The sequence below is a fragment of the Microbacterium sp. KSW4-4 genome (assembly GCF_023091185.1).
Classification (GTDB): domain Bacteria; phylum Actinomycetota; class Actinomycetes; order Actinomycetales; family Microbacteriaceae; genus Microbacterium; species Microbacterium paraoxydans.
This window is the reverse complement of the sequence record NZ_JAHWXJ010000001.1, coordinates 692,925-710,830: the sequence shown is the minus strand read 5'-3', so window position 1 is coordinate 710,830 and position 17,906 is coordinate 692,925. Positions and strand designations below refer to the sequence as shown.

Below are 17,906 nucleotides of genomic sequence, written 5' to 3'. Positions count from 1 at the left end.
CCTCCGAGCCTAGCCACCGCCGTCTCCGGAACGCTCCGCGCTCAGACGGGTCATCACCTCCCGCAGGGCGTCGACGACGACGCGGACCGAGCGGCGGCGCAGGTTCTCCGGCCGTGCGAGGACGTCGATCATGCGGTGCGTGCTCACGCCTCGGAGCGGGATGCGCACGATGGCGCGATCGTCCACGCTGCGCGAGGTGAACCGGGGGAGCATGCCCAGAACGCCGCCGGCCGCGACCACCGCCGACACCGCACCGTAGTCGTTGATGCGGTGCCGGACTTCGACCGGGCGGCGGGCGACGGCGGCGACGGCGCGGAGCACGTCGTCGGGGGAGTACCCCACACGGCTCGTCACCCACTGCTCTTCGGCGATCTCGTCCGGCGAGAGGGTGCGGCGATCGGCGAGAGGGTGGTCGGTGGAGACGGCGACGTCCAGAGGCTCGCGGACGAGACCCACGGCGCGGACACCCTCGGTCGGCCACGGCGCGGAATGCTCCATCCGATGGGCGAGGACGAGGTCGTACCGCGCGGTGAGTCCGGGGAACTCGCTCTGCGCGACGTCCTCGTCCGTGAGACGCACGGTCGGGGCGTGCTCCTTCCCGGACAGCTCCCGCACGAGTGGGCCGAAGAGCGCCTGGCCGACGCTGTGGAAGCCGCTGATGCTCACCTCTCCCGTCGCCGCGCCCTCGAAGTCGTCCAGGGCATGGCGCGCCGCCGCCATCGCGTCGATGGCCTCGGCTCCGGCTGCTGCCAGCACCTCGCCGGCGGCGGTCAGCACGAGCGTGCGGCCCTGGCGACGGGTGAGCGGGGCAGGGAAGGAGCGCTGCAGCGCGGCGAGCTGCTGCGAGACCGCGGAGGGGGTGACCCGGAGCGCTTCGGCGACGGCGGTCGCGCTTCCCAGCGCTCCGAGTTCGCGGAGGATCTGGAGCTGATGGAGTTCCACGACCACAGTTTAGTTCGTGCTACAGAGTGGATGCAGAAGATGCCGATTGTTCTACAGCAAAGGATGCGATGAGATCAGAGCATGAGAGCTCTGTTCAAGGAGGAACCCGGCGCCGGCCTCGCGCTCGTGGAACGCCCCGACCCGGTGGCAGGCCCCGGCGAGGTCGTCATCCGCGTCCTCCGCACCGGCATCTGCGGAACCGATCTGCACATCCGGCGCTGGGACGATTGGGCGGCCTCCGCGATCGCCGCTCCCCTCATCCCGGGACACGAGTTCTACGGGGAAGTCGTCGAGGTCGGGCCGCTTGTCCACGACATCGCGGTCGGCGACCGGGTCTCCGGCGAGGGACACATCGTCTGCGGCACCTGCCGGAACTGCCGTGCCGGACGGCGGCAGATGTGCATCCGCACGATCGGACTCGGGCTGCAGCGCGACGGCGCCTTCGCCGAGTACCTCTCGCTGCCGGCGACGAACGTGTGGGTCCACCACGCCGAGGTCACCCCGGAGCTCGGCGCGATCTTCGACCCGCTCGGCAACGCCGTGCACACCGCCCTCCGCTTCCCGCTCGTCGGTGAGGACGTGCTCGTCACCGGGTGCGGTCCGATCGGCCTGATGGCGATCGCCGTCGCCCGGCATGCGGGCGCCCGCTTCATCGTCGGGACCGATGTGAGCGCGCCGCGCCTGGAGATGGCGCGCGGGATGGGAGCCGACGAGGTCGTCGACGTCTCCCGCCAGGAGATCCGCGACGCGCAGCGGGCGCTCGGCATGCGCGAGGGTTTCGACATCGGCTTCGAGATGAGCGGCGCGGCGTCGGCGCTCCCGTCGATGATCGACAACATGAACCACGGAGGACGCATCGCCATGCTCGGGCTGCCGTCGACCGGATTCGACATCGACTGGGGCAAGCTCGTCACGCACATGCTCACGATCACCGGGATCTACGGCCGGGAGATGTTCGAGACATGGAACGCCATGGGGGCGATGCTGCAGACCAGTGCGACGTTGCGCGAAGCGATCGGTCGGGTGATCGCCGAGGTCGTACCGGCGCACGACTGGGAGCGCGGATTCGCGGCGGCGGAGTCCGCCGGCACGGGCAAGATCATCCTCGACTGGACGGAGCTGTGATGTACGCGACCTTCAAGGACTATGTGGCGCAGGAGCTGGCGGGAATCGAGGAGGCGGGGCTCACCAAGCACGAGCGCGGCATCCACGGACCGCAGCGGGCGGAGATCACGGCCGACGGCGCCGAGGTGCTCAACTTCTGCGCCAACAACTACCTGGGGCTGGCCGACGACCCGCGGATCCTCGCTGCGGCGCGCACGGCGCTGGACGAGTGGGGGTACGGGCTCGCGAGCGTCCGCTTCATCTGCGGCACCCAGGAGCAGCACCTCGAACTCGAGCGTCGGCTCGCGGACTTCCTCGGCACCGACGACGCGATCCTCTACTCGTCCTGTTTCGACGCGAACGGCGGCGTGTTTGAGACGCTGTTCTCCGAGGAGGACGCGATCATCTCGGACGAGTTGAACCACGCGTCCATCATCGACGGGATCCGGCTGTCCAAGGCGCGCCGGCTCCGGTACCGCAATCGCGACATGGCGGACCTGGAGGAGCAGCTGCGGGCGGCCGCCGATGCCCGGTTCCGCGTGATCGTGACCGACGGTGTCTTCTCGATGGACGGCTACATCGCGCCGCTGGCCGAGATCTGCGACCTCGCGGAGCGCTACGACGCCCTCGTCTTCGTTGACGACTCGCACGCGGTCGGCTTCGTCGGCGACAACGGGCGCGGAACCCCCGAGCTGTGCGGCGTCGCGGATCGCGTGGACATCTACACCGGCACGTTCGGCAAGGCACTGGGCGGCGCCTCCGGCGGGTACGTCGCCTCCCACGCGGAGATCGTCGCGTTGTTGCGTCAGCGCTCCCGTCCGTACCTGTTCTCGAACACCCTCGCTCCGGCCATCGTGGCCGGAACGCTGACCGCGCTCGACCTGGTCGAGGGGTCGGCCGACCTCCGGGCGCGGCTCCGCGACAACGCGGCCCTGTTCCGCGCTCGGATGGCGGAGGAGGGCTTCGACCTGCTTCCGGGCGAGCATCCGATCGTCCCGGTCATGTTCGGCGACGCCGCCCTCACCGCCCGGATCGCCGCGGCGATGCAGGACCAGGGTGTCTACGTGACGGCGTTCAGCTTCCCGGTCGTGCCGCGGGGCAAGGCGCGCATCCGGGTGCAGCTCTCCGCAGCGCACACGCCCGACCAGGTGGAGCGCTGCGTGGCGGCCTTCGTCGCGGCCCGGGATACCGTAGGTTGACTGGATGCAAAGAAACGCTTGCAAAGATTTGTTTGCAAGCGTATCTTTGCATCATGACGAACGAGACGCAGGTACGGACGCTGGATGCAGGGGCGCTCAAAGCGCTCGCGCATCCGCTGCGGGTCAAGATCTTCGATCTGCTCGCCTCTCGTGGTCCCCAGACGGCCAGCTCTCTCGCAGCCCTCGTGGGGGAGACCTCGGGATCCACCAGTTATCACCTCCGCGCTCTCGCGGCCCACGACCTCATCCGCGAGGTGGAAGGCCGTGGTACGGCACGGGAGCGATGGTGGGAGCGTCCGAAGGGACGCATCGATGTGCCGGGCCCGGACGAGCAGATGTCGCCGGCCAACCGTGCCGCGGCGCAGATCGTCACGTCGGAGTTCTTCCGGCTCCGGCACGAGACCTTGATGCAGTACCTCAACCGCCCGGAGTCGGACGTTCCCGAGGGGTGGCGCGACGTCGGCATCACCATCACGACGCACCTCGACGTCACGCCGGCGCAGGCCATGGCGCTGCGGCAGGAGATCGAGGATCTCATCGAGCAGGCCATCGAACGCTATCGGGGTCAGACCGGGCCCGACGTCCGACGGGTCTCCGTGCGGGCCGAGCTGTTCGACCTGCCGACGTCGCCGCGGGAGGCCCTCGCCGGTGCGGGCGAGACGACGGAGGCATCATGACCGCCGCGACCCTGCGCCTCGTCAGTCCCACACGGACGGAGCGCGGCCTGCTGCGCCTCGCCGACCGGGTCACCGCCGGGGTCGAGCACCGGATCGAGCGGCGCGCACAGCGCCGGACCCTCGCCCTCGACCTCCTCCGCGAACAGCAGGCCCGCCGCCACGACCCGCATGCCGTGGATCATCTCCTCGCGCAGCTCGGAGCCCCGCGCCGCTGACCCGAGACCCCGGGTATGCGGCGAGACCCCCTCCTTCCCGCGCGGGAAGGAGGGGGTCTCGACGATGAAGCGGGGTCTCGGCGATCAGAAGGGGTGGGCGATGACCTCGCCGGAGGGGGTCTGGAGGACCTCCCAGCCGGCGTCGAGCTCCGCGATCGCGCGGCCCTCGAGCCAGGTGAGGGTCCAGTGACCGGTGAGGCCCTGGGACTCGACCTCGGCGATGGCGGGACGCAGCGCCTCGGGGACCGACGCGGGCGGCTGTGCACCCGTGGCCCAGCGCGTGCCGAGCTGCATCAGGAGGCCTCGACCGGGGCGAGCTCGATCGCGGTGACCGCGAACTCCTCCGCCTCGGTGATCTCGAGCTCGGCGATGCGGCCGACCGCGCGGAGGTCGTCCGCTGCGGCGCGCAGGGCCTCGACCTTCGCGGCGGGAGCGGCGATGGCGGCACGGGAGACCGGGGTCTTCTGCGATGCCTTCGCCTCGGTCTTCGCGCGCCGGATGCCGATGAGCGCCTCGCTCGCGGCGGCCAGCACGGCCGGGTCGCCCTCGATGCCGAGCTTCTCGGGCCACGCTGCGGTGTGCACGGAGCCTTCCTCGAACCACGACCAGGCCTCCTCGGTGGCGAAGGAGAGCACCGGTGCGAGCAGCCGGAGCAGCGTGGACAGCGCCAGACGCAGCGCGAGGGCGGCCGAGGCCTGGCCCACGTCGTTCTGGTTGTAGGCGCGCTCCTTCACGAGCTCCAGGTAGTCGTCGCAGAACGTCCAGAAGAACGCCTCGGTCAGCTCCAGCGCCCGCGCCGCGTCATACCGGTCGAAGGCCGCGGTCGCCTCGGCCACCACGCCGTCGAGTGCCGTGAGCATCGAGGCGTCGAGCGCGTGCGTCACCTGGGCTCCCTCGGGCACCGGGAACGACAGCACGAACTTGGCGGCGTTGAGCACCTTGATCGCGAGACGCCGGCCGATCTTCACCTGGGTCGGGTTCTGCGGGTCGAAGGCCGCGTCCATGCCGAGGCGGCTCGACGCCGCCCAGTACCGCACCGCGTCCGAGCCGTGGGCGTCGAGCACGTCGGCCGGGGTGACCACGTTGCCCTTCGACTTCGACATCTTCTTGCGGTCGGGGTCGACGATGAAGCCCGAGATGGCGGCGTTCTTCCACGGGGCGCGGCCGTCTTCGAGCGTGGAGCGCAGCATGGTCGAGAAGAGCCAGGTGCGGATGATGTCCTGTCCCTGCGGGCGCAGATCGAACGGAGCGGTGAGCTGCCACAGCTCCTCGTCCCGCTGCCAGCCGCCCGCGAGCTGCGGGGTCAGCGACGAGGTCGCCCACGTGTCGAGGATGTCGGCCTCGGCGTCGAACCCGCCCGGCACGCCGCGCTGGGCCTCGGTGTAGCCGGCCGGCACATCCGTGGTCGGGTCGATGGGCAGCGCGGCCGCGTCCGGGGTGAGCACGCGGTCGTAGTCGCGCTCGCCGTTCTCGTCCAGCGCATACCAGAGCGGGATCGGCACGCCGAAGAATCGCTGCCGGGACACGAGCCAGTCGCCGGTGAGGCCGCCGACCCAGTTCTCGTAGCGGACCCGCATGAAGTCGGGGTGCCACGCCAGCTCGGTACCATGCGCGAGGAGCTGATCGCGCAGCTCGCCGTCGCGGGCGCCGTTGCGGATGTACCACTGCCGGGTCGAGACGATCTCGAGCGGGCGGTCACCCTTCTCGAAGAACTTCACGGCGTGCTGGAAGGGCTTGCCGACGGCGGTCATGTCGCCGGTCTCCTGCAGCTTCTCCACGATCGCCTTGCGGGCGCTGAAGACGGTCTTGCCCGCCACGTTCTCCGCGTACCAGGCGCGGGCGTCGGCGTCGGCCACGATCGAAGGGGCCTCGGCGAGGAAACGGCCGTCGAGGCCGATCGTCGTCATGTTCGGCAGGGATTCGCCGGCGGCGGTGCGCAGCTCGCGCCACCAGATGATGTCCGTCACGTCGCCGAAGGTGCAGACCATCGCCGCGCCCGTGCCCTTGTCGGGCTGGGCGAGGTGGTGACCGTGGATCTCGATCTCGGCGCCGAAGTAGGGCGTGCGGACCTTGGTGCCGATGAGGTGCTTGTGCGGCCCCTCGGGGTGGGTCACGATCGCGATGCACGCGGGGAGGAGCTCCGGGCGGGTGGTGTCGATCGCGATGGAGCCGGAGCCGTCCGCGAAGGGGAACTCGATCGTGTGGTACGCGGCCTGCTGGTCGCGGTCCTCGAGCTCGGCCTGCGCGATCGCGGAACGGAAGTCGATGTCCCACAGCGTCGGCGCGAGAGCCTGGTACGCCTCGCCGCGCTCGATGTTGCGGAGGAAGGCGAGCTGGCTCTGCCGGATCGTGTCGTCGGAGATGGTGCGGTACGTCTGCGTCCAGTCCACGCTCAGTCCGAGCTGACGGAACAGCGCCTCGAACTGCTTCTCGTCCTCGATCGTAAGGCGCTCGCACAGCTCGATGAAGTTGCGACGGCTGATCGGCTGCTGGTCGGCCGCCCGGCTCGACTTGTTGTCGCCGCCCTCGAACGGCGGGGTGAAGTCGGCGTCGTAGGGGAGCGAGGGGTCGCAGCGCACGCCGTAGTAGTTCTGCACGCGGCGCTCGGTGGGCAGACCGTTGTCGTCCCAGCCCATCGGGTAGAACACGGTCTTGCCGCGCATGCGCTCGTACCGGGCCTTGACGTCGGTGTGCGTGTAGGAGAACACGTGACCGATGTGGAGGCTCCCGGAGGCGGTGGGCGGCGGGGTGTCGATCGAGTAGACGCCCTCACGACCGAGCTCGGCGGCGCGCAGACGGTCGAACAGGTATGTGCCCTGCTCCGCCCAGGCGGCGTCCCACTTCGCTTCGAGACCTTCGAGTGCGGGCTTGTCGGGAATGGCGGACATGGAGGTCTCCTTGAGCGATGTATGCGGCACTGTGTGAGCGTGCCTGAGTGTGGGTGGTGCCGCCCAGTCTACCGAGCGCACGGGCGGGGCGCTCGACCCGGGGGAGCGTCCGGCGCGGCGCTGCGGCCGGCCCCCTCGACGCTGGAAGGATCGGAGCATGACACCGCCGTCGTCCTCGTCCTCCCGTCCCCGTCTCGCCGACCTCGGCGTGCCGTCCGGAGCCTTCCCGCGCGGCGCGGAGAATGCGATCACCGACGTCCCCGGTGTGCGGGTGGGGCACGCCACGCTGCACGGCGACGGTCTGCACACGGGCGTGACGGCGATCGTCCCCGACGCCCTCACCGCCGAGCGCCGCAGCCTTCCCGCGAACCTCTCCGTGGGCAACGGCTACGGCAAACTCGTCGGCGCCACGCAGCTCCGGGAGCTCGGGGCGCTGGAGACGCCGATCCTGCTGACCTCGACGCTGTCCGTGTTCCGCGTCGCGGATGCGCTGCTCGGGCACCTGCTGGCGACGCCGGCGCACGCACGGACGACCACGTTGAACCCGGTGGTGGGCGAGACGAACGACGGATTCCTCTCCGACATCCGTCGCCGAGCCGTCGGAGAGGAGCAGGTGACGGCGGCCCTGGCGACGGCGGCACCGGGTGCGGTCGCGGAGGGAGGCGTGGGGGCCGGTGCCGGGACCGTCGCCCTCGGGTACAAGGGCGGCATCGGCACGGCATCGCGGCTGGTCGAGGTCACGGGGCGCCCGCGCACCGTGGGGGCGCTCGTGCAGACGAACTTCAGCGGTACGCTGCGGATCGCCGGCGTCCCGCTGCCCGCGGAGGACCTCCTCGCCGATGCTCCGGCACAGCCCGTCGGCAATTCCTGCATGATCGTCGTCGCGACGGACGCGCCCGTCGACGGGCGGCAGCTCGGCCGCGTGGCCAACCGGGCCGTGTTCGCGATGCGCGGTGTCGGCGCCGACTATGCGCAGGGCAGCGGCGACTACGCGATCGCCTTCTCGGTGCACGACCAGGCGGACGGCGGTCCGGCCGCGGACGACGAGCTCTCGCCGCTCTTCGCCGCGACGATGGACGCGGTCGAGGAGGCCCTGGTCAACTCGGTGCTTGCGGCGGAGACGACGGTGGGCCCCGAGGGGCGGACGGCGCACGCGGTACCGATCGATCGGGTGCGGGAACGCCTGGCTCGCGCCGGGGTCGTCTGACCCGCGTTCACAACTCAGGAGAAACCGGGTCGGCGGCGCCGCGGGAGCGGCGCGTCGTACCGACCGCCGCCGGATGTCCTGAGTTGTGAACCGAGTTCAGTCGGCGAGCGCGGCGTGGATGCCCTCGCCGATGCGGCGCATGGCGGCCAGCACCGGTCCGCGTCCGTCGGCGCCCCGGTCCCAGTTCGCCAGGACGGCGTAGGCGATCCGGCGGGTGGGGGACATGACGATCCCGGTGTCGGCGCGGACGCGGGAGATCGTGCCGGTCTTGTTCAGCAGCCAGACGCCGCGATCGAAGCCCCAGTGCGCGAGCGGGTCGAGGTCGAACGCCGACGCGACCATCGACAGGTCCATGCCCGCGCCCAGCCAGCGGCGCAGCGTGTCGGCCGAGGCGGGGGAGAGGTCGGTGCCGTCGGCGAGCCGCGACATGAAGAGCACGAGTTCCGCGGCGTTCGCGTGCGACAACGTCTTCGGGGCGCCGGGCGGGATCGGCCACCGCACGATGTCGTCGAGGGCCGAGGCGGTGTAGCCGAGCGCGCGGGTATGCTCCTGCACGGTCGGGATGCCGATAACGCGACCCAGCGTGTTGGTCGCGGCGTTGTCGCTCACGGCCCCAATGAGAGCGGCCACGTCGTACAGCGACAGCTCGGACGCCTGCAGCAGGTACCAGAGACCGGAGTCCTCGATGGCCTCGACCGGCCGGCGGGTCACACGCTCGTCGAGAGTCCGCGTACCGGCGTCCACCTCGGCGAGGAGGCGGTGCAGGAGGAAGATCTTGCCGACGCTCGCCGTGTCCAGCACCGTCTCCGGGTCATGGCGCAGCAGCACCTCGCCGGAGTCGATGTCCTGGACGAGGACAGACCAGGCGGTGCCGTTCTCATCGGGGAGCTCCACGTCGATCGCGCTCATGCGTCCTCCTCGTCCCGTGCGCGTCCGGTGACATGCGCACGGATGAGCTCGCCGACGGCGCGCATGTCGTCGAGCACGGGCGCGCGGAGGTCGGCCGCGGAGTCCTTCCAGTTCGCCGCCACCGCATACGCGACGGCGGCCCTCGGGCCCCGCAGCAGTCCGACGTCGACGCGGGCGAAGCTCACGCTGCCGGTCTTGTGTCGCAGCACCATGCCCTGATACTCGGCCTCGACGTGGGCGAGGGGGTCGAGCAGGAAGGCGTCGGCGGTCATCGACGTGTCGGTGTCGGCGGCGAGCCAGTCCAGCACCCGGGCGCTCACCGCGGGGGAGAACGCCTCGCCGGCGCCGAGCCGGCGCATCACGTCGGATAGCTCGGCCGCCGTGCCGAACGACGGGGTCCAGGGCAGGTCGGGGGTGCGCTCGTTGCGGATGTAGTCGTGCAGCGCCGTGTCGCGGTACCCGAGCGCCGGGGCGACGGCCCGCACCTCCTCCAGACCGCAGAGGTGGATCAGGGCGTTCGTGGCGAGGTTGTCGCTCACCGCCCCGACGAGGAGCGCCGCGTCGTGGACCGTGATGCGCTGATCGTGCATGCGGTACAGCAGCCCGGAGTCCTCGACGCGGTGCTCGTCCGGGACCGCGATCCGGTCGTCCTCGGCGAGCGTGCCTGCCTCCAGCCGTCTAGCGACCTCGAGGAGCAGGAAGATCTTGCCGATGCTCGCGGTCTCGCACTGCGTGTGCGGCTCGTGCTCGGCCAGGGTCTCGCCGCTGCCGGCGTCGACGAGCCGGATCGACCAGGTGACGCGGGGGTCGAGGGGCGGAAGGGCGATCATGGCCGTCCCACCGTGAGGCGGGGCTCGCCGCCGGTCGCGTCCAGCACCCCGTCCACACCGAGCGGGATGGTGAGGGCGTGCGGGTCGTGGCCGAAGCCCTGCTCCCACAGCACGGGGACGCCGGCGTCCTGGAACTCATCCCGCATGAGCGCGTGGACCAGGTCGAGGTCGCCGCACTCATGCCAGGAGCCGAGCACGATGCCCTTCGCCTGGGCGAGACGGCCCGCGCGCCGGAGCTGCGTGACGAAGCTGTCGAGGCGGTACGGCTCCTCCGTGATGTCCTCCAGGAAAAGGATTCCGGGGGCGGGGACGTCCGCCTCCGGGGCGCCGAGTCCGGCGGCGAGCAGACTGAGGTTGCCGCCCGTGAAGCGTCCCTCGGCGCGACCCGGCGTCATGATCTCGGTCTTCGGGCCGATGAGCTCGCGTCCGCGCCAGGGTTCGAAGAGCCAGCGCTGCACGTCGTCGCGCACCTGCTCCGAGTCGCGGAAGACGTTGTTGCCCGCCATCGGGCAGAAGAGCGTCGCGACGTCGAGATGCGCACGCCACGTCTCGTGCAGCGCCGTCACGTCGGACGAGCCCGTGAGCAGCTTCGGCCGTCCGTCCTTGCGCAGCGCCCCTCGGCGCATGTCGGCCCAGTCGATGCCGTCGAGGAGGCGCAGGGCCCCGTAGCCGCCGCGTGCCGTGACGACGGCGTCCACGTCCGGATCGAGCCAGGCGTCGACGAGGTCTGCGCGGCGGAGGTCGTCCGGCCCCGCGAGGTACGACGCGCGCGGGTGGGGCGTGAGGACGTGCGCCCCCACGCGGACCTTCAGGCCCCAGGACTCGTAGTAGCCGACGGCGCGCTGCGTGTTCTCCTCGTTGCCGGGACCGGATGGCGAGACGATCGCCACCGTGTCTCCGGGCTGCAGGGGAGCCGTGTCGAGATACGGCGACACCGCCGCCTCCGTCAGGGTGCTCATGCCGTCTTCTCCTCGATGCGCGGCGCCGCGGACAGCAGGTGCCGGGTGTACTCGTGCTGCGGGTTCAGCAGCACCTCTTCGGTGGGTCCGTGCTCGACGATCTGCCCGTGGTACATCACCGCGACCGTGTGGGCGATGTTCCAGGCCAGGCCGAGGTCATGCGTGATGACGAGGGCCGAGAGCCCGAGGCGGCGACGCAGCTCCAGCAGGAGGCCGAGGATCTCTCCGCGCACTGACGCGTCGAGCGAGGCGACGGGTTCGTCGGCGATGAGCAGCTGCGGCTGCACGGCGAGCGCTCCGGCGATCACGACGCGCTGCCGCTGCCCGCCGCTGAGCTCCTGCGGGATGGCGCCGAAATAGCGCTCCGGCGGGGTGAGCTCCGCATCGGCGAGGCTCTGCGCCACCCGCTCGCGCTCGTCGCCGGGGAAGCGCTGCACACGCAGCCCCTCGGCGACGGACTCGTACACGCTGTGCTTCGGGTTCAAAGCCGCCCACGGATCCTGCAGCACGAGCTGCACCTGCGAGCGGAACCGCGCGAGGTCGCGTCCTTTCGACGGGATCGGTGCGCCGTCGAAGAGGATCTGCGACCCGGGGTCGGCTGGCTGGAGTCCCATGAGTGCGCGGGCGAGGGTCGACTTGCCGGAGCCGGACTGGCCGACGAGCGCAACGATCTCGCCTTTGCGCACCGAGAGGTCGACGTCGCGGACCGCATGCACGGGGCGCCCGCCGGAGCGGTAGGTGACGTTGACTCCGCGGGCCTCCAGCAGCACCTCGTCGCCGTGGGTGATCTCCGGCACGTCGTCCGCATCGCGGCCGTGCCGGGTCACCGGGGCCATCCGGGAGGCCGGGTCGCCGATCGTGGGGAAGGCGTCGGCGAGCTGGCGGGTGTACGCCTCCTGCGGGGTGGTGCAGACCGCGTAGCTCTCGCCGACCTCGACGAGCTCCCCGTCGCGCATGATGGCGATCCGGTCGCACGCCGTGGCGAGCACCGAGAGGTCGTGGCTGATCATGAGCATCGAGATGCCGCGCTCCGCCACGAGACGGGAGATCATGTCGAGGATCTGCTTCTGCACGATCACGTCGAGCGCGGTGGTCGGCTCGTCCGCGATGATGACCTCCGGATCGCAGGCGAGGGCCATCGCGATCATGACGCGCTGCTTCTGGCCGCCGGAGAGCTCGTGCGGATACGACTCGCTCTTCTGCTGCGGCAGGTCGACGATGTCGAGCAGCTCCCGCACCCGCTCCTTGCGCGCCTTCTCGCCCTTCCATCGGTCGGAGGCGTGCAGCTCCAGCGCCTCCAGGAGTTGCCAGCCCACCGTGCGGACCGGGTTGAGCGAGTGCATCGCGCCCTGGAACACGATGGACGTCTGCGCCCAGCGCACGGCGCGCAGCTGCCCGAAGGACAACGTGGCGACGTCCTCGTCGCCGAGCAGCACGCGGCCGCTGAGCCGGGCGTTGCGCGGCAGGAGCCGGAGCACGCTCATGGCGAGAGTGGACTTGCCGGAGCCGGACTCGCCGGCGATGCCGAGGGTCTGCCCGGCGGGAAGGGTGAGCGAGACGTTGCGTACGGCCGCCACCTCGTCCCGACCCGACCGCCCCGAGGTGCGGTACGTGATGGAGACGTCGTCGAAGATCAGGTCGGGCATGTCAGCGGCTCCTCAGCGTCGGGTTGGTGATGTTCTCGACGGCGCGGCCCATCAAGGTGAACGACAGCACGACGAGGACGATGGCGATGCCCGGCACGAGCACGTACCACCAGTAGCCGCTGGTCGCCGCGGAGACGTCCATCGCGTTCTTCAGGATCGAGCCCCACGACTGCAGGGTGGTGTCGCCGAGGCCGAGGAACGCCAGGGTGGATTCGGAGATGATCGCCGAGCCGACGGTGAGCGTCGTGTTGGCGAGCACGAGCGGCAGCACCCCGGGGAGGAGGTGCTTCATGATGATGTGCCAGTGCCCGGCGCCGAGGGCCCGTGAGCGTTCGATGTAGTCGCGCGATTCGACGGACAGGGTCTGCGCGCGGACGACGCGGGCGGTGCCGGCCCAGGAGGTCAGGCCGATCGCGATGATGATCGTCCAGACGCCACGGCTCAGCACTGACGAGAGCACGATCGCGAGGATCAGCGACGGCAGCACGAGGAAGAAGTCGATGATGCGCATCATCAGCCCCCCGAAGAAGCCGGTGAAGTGGCCCGCCGAGAGGCCGACGAGGGTGCCGATGATCATCGACATCGCCGTGGCGGCGAGGCCGACGAGCAGGGACACCCGGGCGCCCCACACCATGCGGACCCAGATCTCGCGACCCTGATGGTCGGTGCCGAGGGGATGCTCCCAGGACGGCGGGGCGAAGCGCTGCACGTCGACGAGCTTCGTGACGTCGAGCATGCTGGCGGGGGCGATCACGGGGGCGAAGATCGCGATGAGGGCCACGATCACGAGGAAGACGAGGCCCACCATGCCCGCCCGGTGCTGGGCGAACTGCCGGCAGAAGTCGACGAAGGCGGTGCCGCGGCGGTGCCACGCCAGGGCGCGGGGGGAACGGATGGTCGGGGTTGCCGTGGTCATGCGCGCCTCACCCTCGGGTCGAGCTGCCGGTAGATGAGGTCCGCGATGAGGTTCATCGCGATGATGATCGTCGAGAACACCACGAAGGTGCCCTGCAGGAGCGGGAGGTCGGGGCCGGAGATGGCCTCGAAGGTGAGCTTCCCGAGCCCGGGCCAGGAGAACACCGTCTCCACCGTGACGGCCCCGGCGATGAGACCGCCGATGTGCATGAAGACGAGGGTGACGGTCGGCAGCAGGGCGTTGGGAACGGCGTGCCGACGGCGGACGAGGTCCTCCCGGAGGCCCTTGGCCCGAGCGGTGGTGAGGTAGTCGGCGCCCATCTCCTCGAGGAGCGAGCTGCGCATCACCATGAGGTACTGCGCGTACACGACCGCGACCATCGTGATCACCGGGAGCACCATGTGCGAGATCACGTCCAGGACCGCGCCGACCGGATCGGTGGGCGGGTTGGGGGAGACCATGCCTCCGGTCGGGAACCAGTGCAGCGTGCCGCCGAAGACCATCAGGAACAGCAGGGCCAGCCAGAAGGTCGGCACCGACCAGAACACGAGCGACGTGCCGGAGACGATGCGGTCGAAGGTGGAGCCGTGCTTCCAGGCCGCCTTCTGCCCGAGCCAGAGGCCGAGGGCGATCGCGATGATCGCCGCCGTGCCGGTGAGGAGGATCGTGTTCCAGAAGTACTGGCCGATGAGGTCGGACACCGACGTGCGGTAGACGTAGCTCGTGCCGAAGTTCAGGGTGAAGACGTTGCCGAGGTAGTCGATGAACTGCTGCCACAGGGGCTTGTTCAGACCGAGCTGCTCGCGCAGCTGGTCTGCCTGCTCGGCGCTCATCCCGCGCTCGCGGGCGATCGAGGCGACCGGATCGCCCGGCAGGATCTTGAAGGCGAAGAATCCGAGGAGGATCACCATCGCCAGGCTGATGGCCGCGCCGCCGAGCTTGACCAGGAAGTAGCGGAGGGCGCCGACGCCCTTCGGCTGCTCCTCGGCCGCGGCGCTCGTCGCGATGGCGGAGGTGGACGGGGGTACCGCGTTGGACATGGGGGTCTCCTTACTGCGGACCGGGAGACGCCGCGGGGGCGGAGCCCCGCCACCCGCGGCGTCTCGCCGGACTCATTCGACGTCGGCGATGTTGCGGCGACGGATCAGGAAGAAGATGAGCCCTCCGATGATGACCACCCCCACGACGATGCCTCCGATGAGGAGTCCGGTGTTCGTGCCGGTGCCGCCGGCGGTCGCGCCTTCGACGGGCTCGACGGTGAGGTAGCCCCAGTAACCGGCCTGGTTGGCGATGATGCCGCCGTCCTTCGGCTGCAGCGTGAAGCCCGTGAAGCGGTCGGAGCGGTAGGCCTCCAGCGAGTTGGCGTACCAGGTGGCGACCTGCGCGGTGTCGGTGTAGTTCAGCGCGAGCATGTCGTGCACGATCTCCTGGCGCTTCTCCGCGTCGATCTCGGAGCGCTGCGCGGCGTACATCTCGTCGAACTCCGGGTTGCAGTACCCGTCCTGCGTGGTGCCGCCGGTGCCGTCGGTCGCGGTCGGCAGGTTCATGCAGGTGTTGATGCCCAGCTGGTAGTCGGGGTCGGGGTTGACCGACCAGCCGCTGAAGTACAGGTCGTAGTCGCCGGAGGTGGCCTTCGCGCTGATCGTGTCGGAGTCGGTGGACTCGACCGTGATCTCGATGCCGATGTCCTTCATCCACGGGACGAAGAAGTCGGAGATGGACTGCTCGTTCGCGTCGTCCGCGTCCGTCAGCAGGCGCAGGCTCAGGCGCTGGCCGTCCTTCTCGCGGATGCCGTCCGCGCCGGGGACCCAGCCCGCCTCGTCGAGCTTCGCCTGCGCGGCCTCGGGGTCGAAGCCCACGATCACGTCGTCGTCGTCCGACAGGTGCCACTTCGGGAAGGACGCCGGGATGAAGCTCGTCGCGAGCGTGCCCTCGCCGTCCAGGACCTTGTCGAGGAGGGTGGCCGTGTCGGTGCCGAGACGGATGGCCTGGCGCACCTCGAGCTCCTTCAGCGCGGCGTTGCCGGTGCCGTAGGGCACGTTGTCGCGGGTCTGCTGACCGACGTTGATGCTGATCGAGTGGTAGCGGCGGCCCTCACCGGAGTGCGTGGTGATGCCGTCGACGCCCTCGAGTGCCGAGAACTGGGTGGGGGTGAGGCCCGTGACGAGGTCGACGTCGCCCGCCTTGAGCGCCTGCACCTGGGCGTCCGAGTTCGTGTAGTACACGTACTGGATCGCGTCGATCTTGGGGGCGCCCCGCCAGAAGTTCTCGTTCGCCTTCAGCACGATGGACTGGTTGGCCGAGTAGCTGTCGAGGACGAACGGGCCGGAGCCGACCACGTCGGCGTCGTTGGTGAAGGTCGTCGGGTCGTCGACCTCCTCCCAGATGTGCTTCGGGACGATCGGGATCTCCGAGCCGGGGTTCGGGGCCTGCGGGGTCTTCAGGGTGATCACGACGGTCTTGTCGTCGGGGGTCTCGACGGTGTCGAAGTTGGAGACGAGGTTGCCGTTGGCGGTGCCGAGGGCGGGCACCGTCATCATCTGGTCGTACGTGTACTTCACATCGGCGGAGGTGATGGGCTCGCCGTCCGACCAGACGAGGTCGTCCTGGAGGGTGAAGGTCCACGTCTGACCACCGTCGGTCGCCTCCCAGCTGTCGGCGAGGCCCTTCGTGGGCGAGCCGTCCTCGGCGTCGTTCTGCACGAGCGACTCGTAGACGTACCGGATGATGTTCGTCGGCGTCAGGTAGATCGAGATGAACGGGTTGAACGTGTCCACGAACCCGGAGGTGGCGATCCGGAGCGTCGTGTCGGAGGCCGGGGATTCGGTGGCGGCGCTGACGGACTGCGCCTGAGCGGCACCGACCGGAGCGGCGAGGAGGAGCGCGGAGGCGATCGCGGCGGCGGTCAGACTTCGCACGGTTCTGGAGCGGGGGGCAAGACGCATGGAAGGTCCCTTCGGGCGCCGCCCGGATCCACAGTGAAGCCGGGTCGGTGCTGACCATGCAAGCGGAAGACGGCCCTGTGGTCAAGACATTCGATGCGTATCGCGCAAGAAAAATCGCGCGGATCCGAAAGATCGCCGGCCGTCGAGCGGGTGTAACACAGCGGAAACACGCGGATGCCAGGATGCGCGCATCGGAATGACGGGAGCGAAGGATGACTTCTCGACGCGGACATCCGGAACGTATCTCGGGCCGGTTCGGGTCGGGCACGCGAACCGGAATCGTATCGTCACTCCGCCGGGACGGTGAGCACGGCACGCAGGAGCGCGATGCGTTCGTGCAGGGAGGAGCGCAGGAAGTGCTCGTCCAGCGCATGCGCACCGCCGCCCCGGGGGCCGAAGCCGTCGACGGTCGGCAGACCCTTTCCGCCGAGGAGGTTCGTGTCGCCCGCGCCGGCCGCGGGGCGGCCGTCGACGTGCTGGCCGAGTGCGGCGCCGGCCGCGGCGATCCGGGCGAGGAGGTCGGTGTCCTCCGCCGAGGCCTGCCAGGCGGGCCGGGCGCTCAGCACGGCGACCTCGAGGCGGGCGCCGGGGCGCACCGGCGCCAGTTCCTGGAGGGCGGTGAGGACGCGCTGCTCGCTGTCCGGGTCTCGGAAGCGGAGGCCGATCTCGGCCGCCGCGTGCGCCGGCACCACGTTGGTCCTCGCGCCGCCGTCGATGACGCCGACGTTGCACAGCACCGGACTCGGAAGCTCCGGGTCGGCCACGATCGCGCGGGCCAGGAGGAGCTGGTCCACGAGCTCGTCGATCGCCGAGACGCCGTGCTCGGGATCGAGTGCGGCGTGGGCCGCGCGGCCGGTGACGGCGATGCGCACCCGGGCACTGCCGCGGCGGCCGACCTTGAGGGCGCCGTCGGGATGCGGGGACTCGAATCCGATGGCGCAGGACGCGCCCCTGGCCCGTTCCGCGAGCAGGGGGCCCGAGACGGGGGAGCCGATCTCCTCGTCCGCGACGAGCACGATCCGCACGGCCCGCCGCTGTTCGAGCGGCACGGACTGCAGGTGCCGCAGGGCCCCGAGCATCACCACGATGCCGGCCTTCATGTCGTAGGCACCGGGGCCGCGCACGACATCCCCGTCCTCGGTCCACGGCAGGTCGTCCGCCAGCGTGCCGACCGGCCACACGGTATCGGTGTGGCCGATGAGGAGCACCGGGTCTCCGGTACCGGGGACGTCGATGACGAGATCCGTCCCGAGCTCGTGCGGGATCCGCTGGACGCTGCCGCCGACGCCGGCGAACCAGGCGGACAGCAGGTCGGCGATGCGGGCGCTCGCCTCCGTGTCGCGGCTCGGCGTCTCGATCAGCACGAGTTCGCGCACGAGTGCGATGATGTCGTCGGAAGGATGGTCCCCGTCGCGCACTGCCGAGAGAGTCGTCACAGTTACGAACCGTATCTTGCCCCTTGATCGCCC

16 protein-coding genes are annotated in these 17,906 nt (G+C 70.3%); 5 read left to right on the top strand and 11 right to left on the bottom strand.

The annotated features are described in order from the left end of the window. Nucleotides 1-9: 9 nt before the first annotated feature. Nucleotides 10-942, bottom strand: a complete 933-nt coding sequence (locus KZC57_RS03560; protein ID WP_247641061.1) for a LysR family transcriptional regulator — start codon at nt 940-942, stop codon at nt 10-12. An 81-nt stretch (nt 943-1,023) separates the two neighbouring features. On the opposite strand from KZC57_RS03560, the gene tdh reads away from it, so the two are divergent. From tdh to KZC57_RS03540, 4 genes are read left to right on the top strand one after another with little or no spacing between them, the layout of a single operon-like run. Next, nucleotides 1,024-2,067 (top strand): L-threonine 3-dehydrogenase, encoded by a 1,044-nt coding sequence (gene tdh / locus KZC57_RS03555; protein WP_247641060.1) that lies wholly within the window; start codon nt 1,024-1,026, stop codon nt 2,065-2,067. Next, complete coding sequence (locus KZC57_RS03550; protein ID WP_247641059.1) at nt 2,067-3,245, top strand: glycine C-acetyltransferase; 1,179 nt, start codon at nt 2,067-2,069, stop codon at nt 3,243-3,245. Before tdh ends, KZC57_RS03550 begins: the two co-directional genes overlap by 1 nt. A gap of 53 nt (nt 3,246-3,298) precedes the next feature. Next, entirely contained in the window at nt 3,299-3,922 is a 624-nt protein-coding gene (locus KZC57_RS03545; RefSeq protein ID WP_060921175.1) for a transcriptional regulator, read from the top strand. After that, nucleotides 3,919-4,137 carry a hypothetical protein gene (locus tag KZC57_RS03540; RefSeq protein ID WP_060921174.1) on the top strand — a complete coding sequence of 73 codons (219 nt, stop codon included), beginning with the start codon at nt 3,919-3,921 and terminating at the stop codon, nt 4,135-4,137. Before KZC57_RS03545 ends, KZC57_RS03540 begins: the two co-directional genes overlap by 4 nt. An 84-nt stretch (nt 4,138-4,221) precedes the next feature. On the opposite strand, the gene KZC57_RS03535 is transcribed toward KZC57_RS03540, so the two are convergent. Together KZC57_RS03535 and valS are read right to left on the bottom strand one after the other, a co-directional pair. Next, nucleotides 4,222-4,431, bottom strand: a complete 210-nt coding sequence (locus tag KZC57_RS03535; protein ID WP_247641058.1) for a hypothetical protein — start codon at nt 4,429-4,431, stop codon at nt 4,222-4,224. Next, entirely contained in the window at nt 4,431-7,025 is a 2,595-nt protein-coding gene (gene valS, locus KZC57_RS03530; protein ID WP_247641057.1) for a valine--tRNA ligase, read from the bottom strand. Before valS ends, KZC57_RS03535 begins: the two co-directional genes overlap by 1 nt. Nucleotides 7,026-7,182: 157 nt before the next feature. On the opposite strand from valS, the gene KZC57_RS03525 reads away from it, so the two are divergent. After that, nucleotides 7,183-8,232, top strand: coding sequence for a P1 family peptidase (locus KZC57_RS03525; protein ID WP_247641056.1), 1,050 nt, complete (start codon nt 7,183-7,185; stop codon nt 8,230-8,232). 96 nt (nt 8,233-8,328) lie between these two features. Here the strand turns inward: KZC57_RS03525 and KZC57_RS03520 are convergent, their stop codons facing one another. The 8 genes from KZC57_RS03520 to KZC57_RS03485 form a co-directional block, all read right to left on the bottom strand. Continuing rightward, complete coding sequence (locus KZC57_RS03520) at nt 8,329-9,141, bottom strand: serine hydrolase (protein WP_247641055.1); 813 nt, start codon at nt 9,139-9,141, stop codon at nt 8,329-8,331. Then, nucleotides 9,138-9,971 (bottom strand): serine hydrolase, encoded by an 834-nt coding sequence (locus KZC57_RS03515; protein WP_247641054.1) that lies wholly within the window; start codon nt 9,969-9,971, stop codon nt 9,138-9,140. Before KZC57_RS03515 ends, KZC57_RS03520 begins: the two co-directional genes overlap by 4 nt. After that, entirely contained in the window at nt 9,968-10,930 is a 963-nt protein-coding gene (locus tag KZC57_RS03510; RefSeq protein WP_247641053.1) for an LD-carboxypeptidase, read from the bottom strand. Before KZC57_RS03510 ends, KZC57_RS03515 begins: the two co-directional genes overlap by 4 nt. Continuing rightward, complete coding sequence (locus KZC57_RS03505; protein WP_247641052.1) at nt 10,927-12,576, bottom strand: ABC transporter ATP-binding protein; 1,650 nt, start codon at nt 12,574-12,576, stop codon at nt 10,927-10,929. Before KZC57_RS03505 ends, KZC57_RS03510 begins: the two co-directional genes overlap by 4 nt. Before the next feature lies 1 nt (nt 12,577). Then, the gene (locus tag KZC57_RS03500; protein ID WP_082749928.1) at nt 12,578-13,492 is read right to left on the bottom strand and encodes an ABC transporter permease; all 915 of its coding nucleotides are present in this window, start codon (nt 13,490-13,492) and stop codon (nt 12,578-12,580) included. Continuing rightward, complete coding sequence (locus KZC57_RS03495) at nt 13,489-14,532, bottom strand: ABC transporter permease (protein WP_247641051.1); 1,044 nt, start codon at nt 14,530-14,532, stop codon at nt 13,489-13,491. Before KZC57_RS03495 ends, KZC57_RS03500 begins: the two co-directional genes overlap by 4 nt. 72 nt (nt 14,533-14,604) lie before the next feature. Beyond that, nucleotides 14,605-16,410, bottom strand: a complete 1,806-nt coding sequence (locus KZC57_RS03490; protein WP_240183582.1) for an ABC transporter substrate-binding protein — start codon at nt 16,408-16,410, stop codon at nt 14,605-14,607. A 314-nt stretch (nt 16,411-16,724) separates the two neighbouring features. Beyond that, a complete protein-coding gene (locus KZC57_RS03485) occupies nt 16,725-17,873 on the bottom strand; it encodes a M20/M25/M40 family metallo-hydrolase (RefSeq protein WP_105949998.1) in 1,149 nt (382 codons plus the stop codon). Nucleotides 17,874-17,906 lie beyond the last annotated feature (33 nt).

Bases quoted from the DNA above. Each gene is read 5' to 3' on its own strand.
- tdh (WP_247641060.1), top strand. From the start codon at position 1,024: ATGAGAGCTCTGTTCAAGGAGGAACCCGGCGCCGGCCTCGCGCTCGTG.
- KZC57_RS03550 (WP_247641059.1), top strand. From the start codon at position 2,067: ATGTACGCGACCTTCAAGGACTATGTGGCGCAGGAGCTGGCGGGAATC.
- KZC57_RS03545 (WP_060921175.1), top strand. From the start codon at position 3,299: ATGACGAACGAGACGCAGGTACGGACGCTGGATGCAGGGGCGCTCAAA.
- KZC57_RS03540 (WP_060921174.1), top strand. From the start codon at position 3,919: ATGACCGCCGCGACCCTGCGCCTCGTCAGTCCCACACGGACGGAGCGC.
- KZC57_RS03535 (WP_247641058.1), bottom strand. From the start codon at position 4,431: ATGCAGCTCGGCACGCGCTGGGCCACGGGTGCACAGCCGCCCGCGTCG.
- valS (WP_247641057.1), bottom strand. From the start codon at position 7,025: ATGTCCGCCATTCCCGACAAGCCCGCACTCGAAGGTCTCGAAGCGAAG.
- KZC57_RS03525 (WP_247641056.1), top strand. From the start codon at position 7,183: ATGACACCGCCGTCGTCCTCGTCCTCCCGTCCCCGTCTCGCCGACCTC.
- KZC57_RS03520 (WP_247641055.1), bottom strand. From the start codon at position 9,141: ATGAGCGCGATCGACGTGGAGCTCCCCGATGAGAACGGCACCGCCTGG.
- KZC57_RS03515 (WP_247641054.1), bottom strand. From the start codon at position 9,971: ATGATCGCCCTTCCGCCCCTCGACCCCCGCGTCACCTGGTCGATCCGG.
- KZC57_RS03510 (WP_247641053.1), bottom strand. From the start codon at position 10,930: ATGAGCACCCTGACGGAGGCGGCGGTGTCGCCGTATCTCGACACGGCT.
- KZC57_RS03505 (WP_247641052.1), bottom strand. From the start codon at position 12,576: ATGCCCGACCTGATCTTCGACGACGTCTCCATCACGTACCGCACCTCG.
- KZC57_RS03500 (WP_082749928.1), bottom strand. From the start codon at position 13,492: ATGACCACGGCAACCCCGACCATCCGTTCCCCCCGCGCCCTGGCGTGG.
- KZC57_RS03495 (WP_247641051.1), bottom strand. From the start codon at position 14,532: ATGTCCAACGCGGTACCCCCGTCCACCTCCGCCATCGCGACGAGCGCC.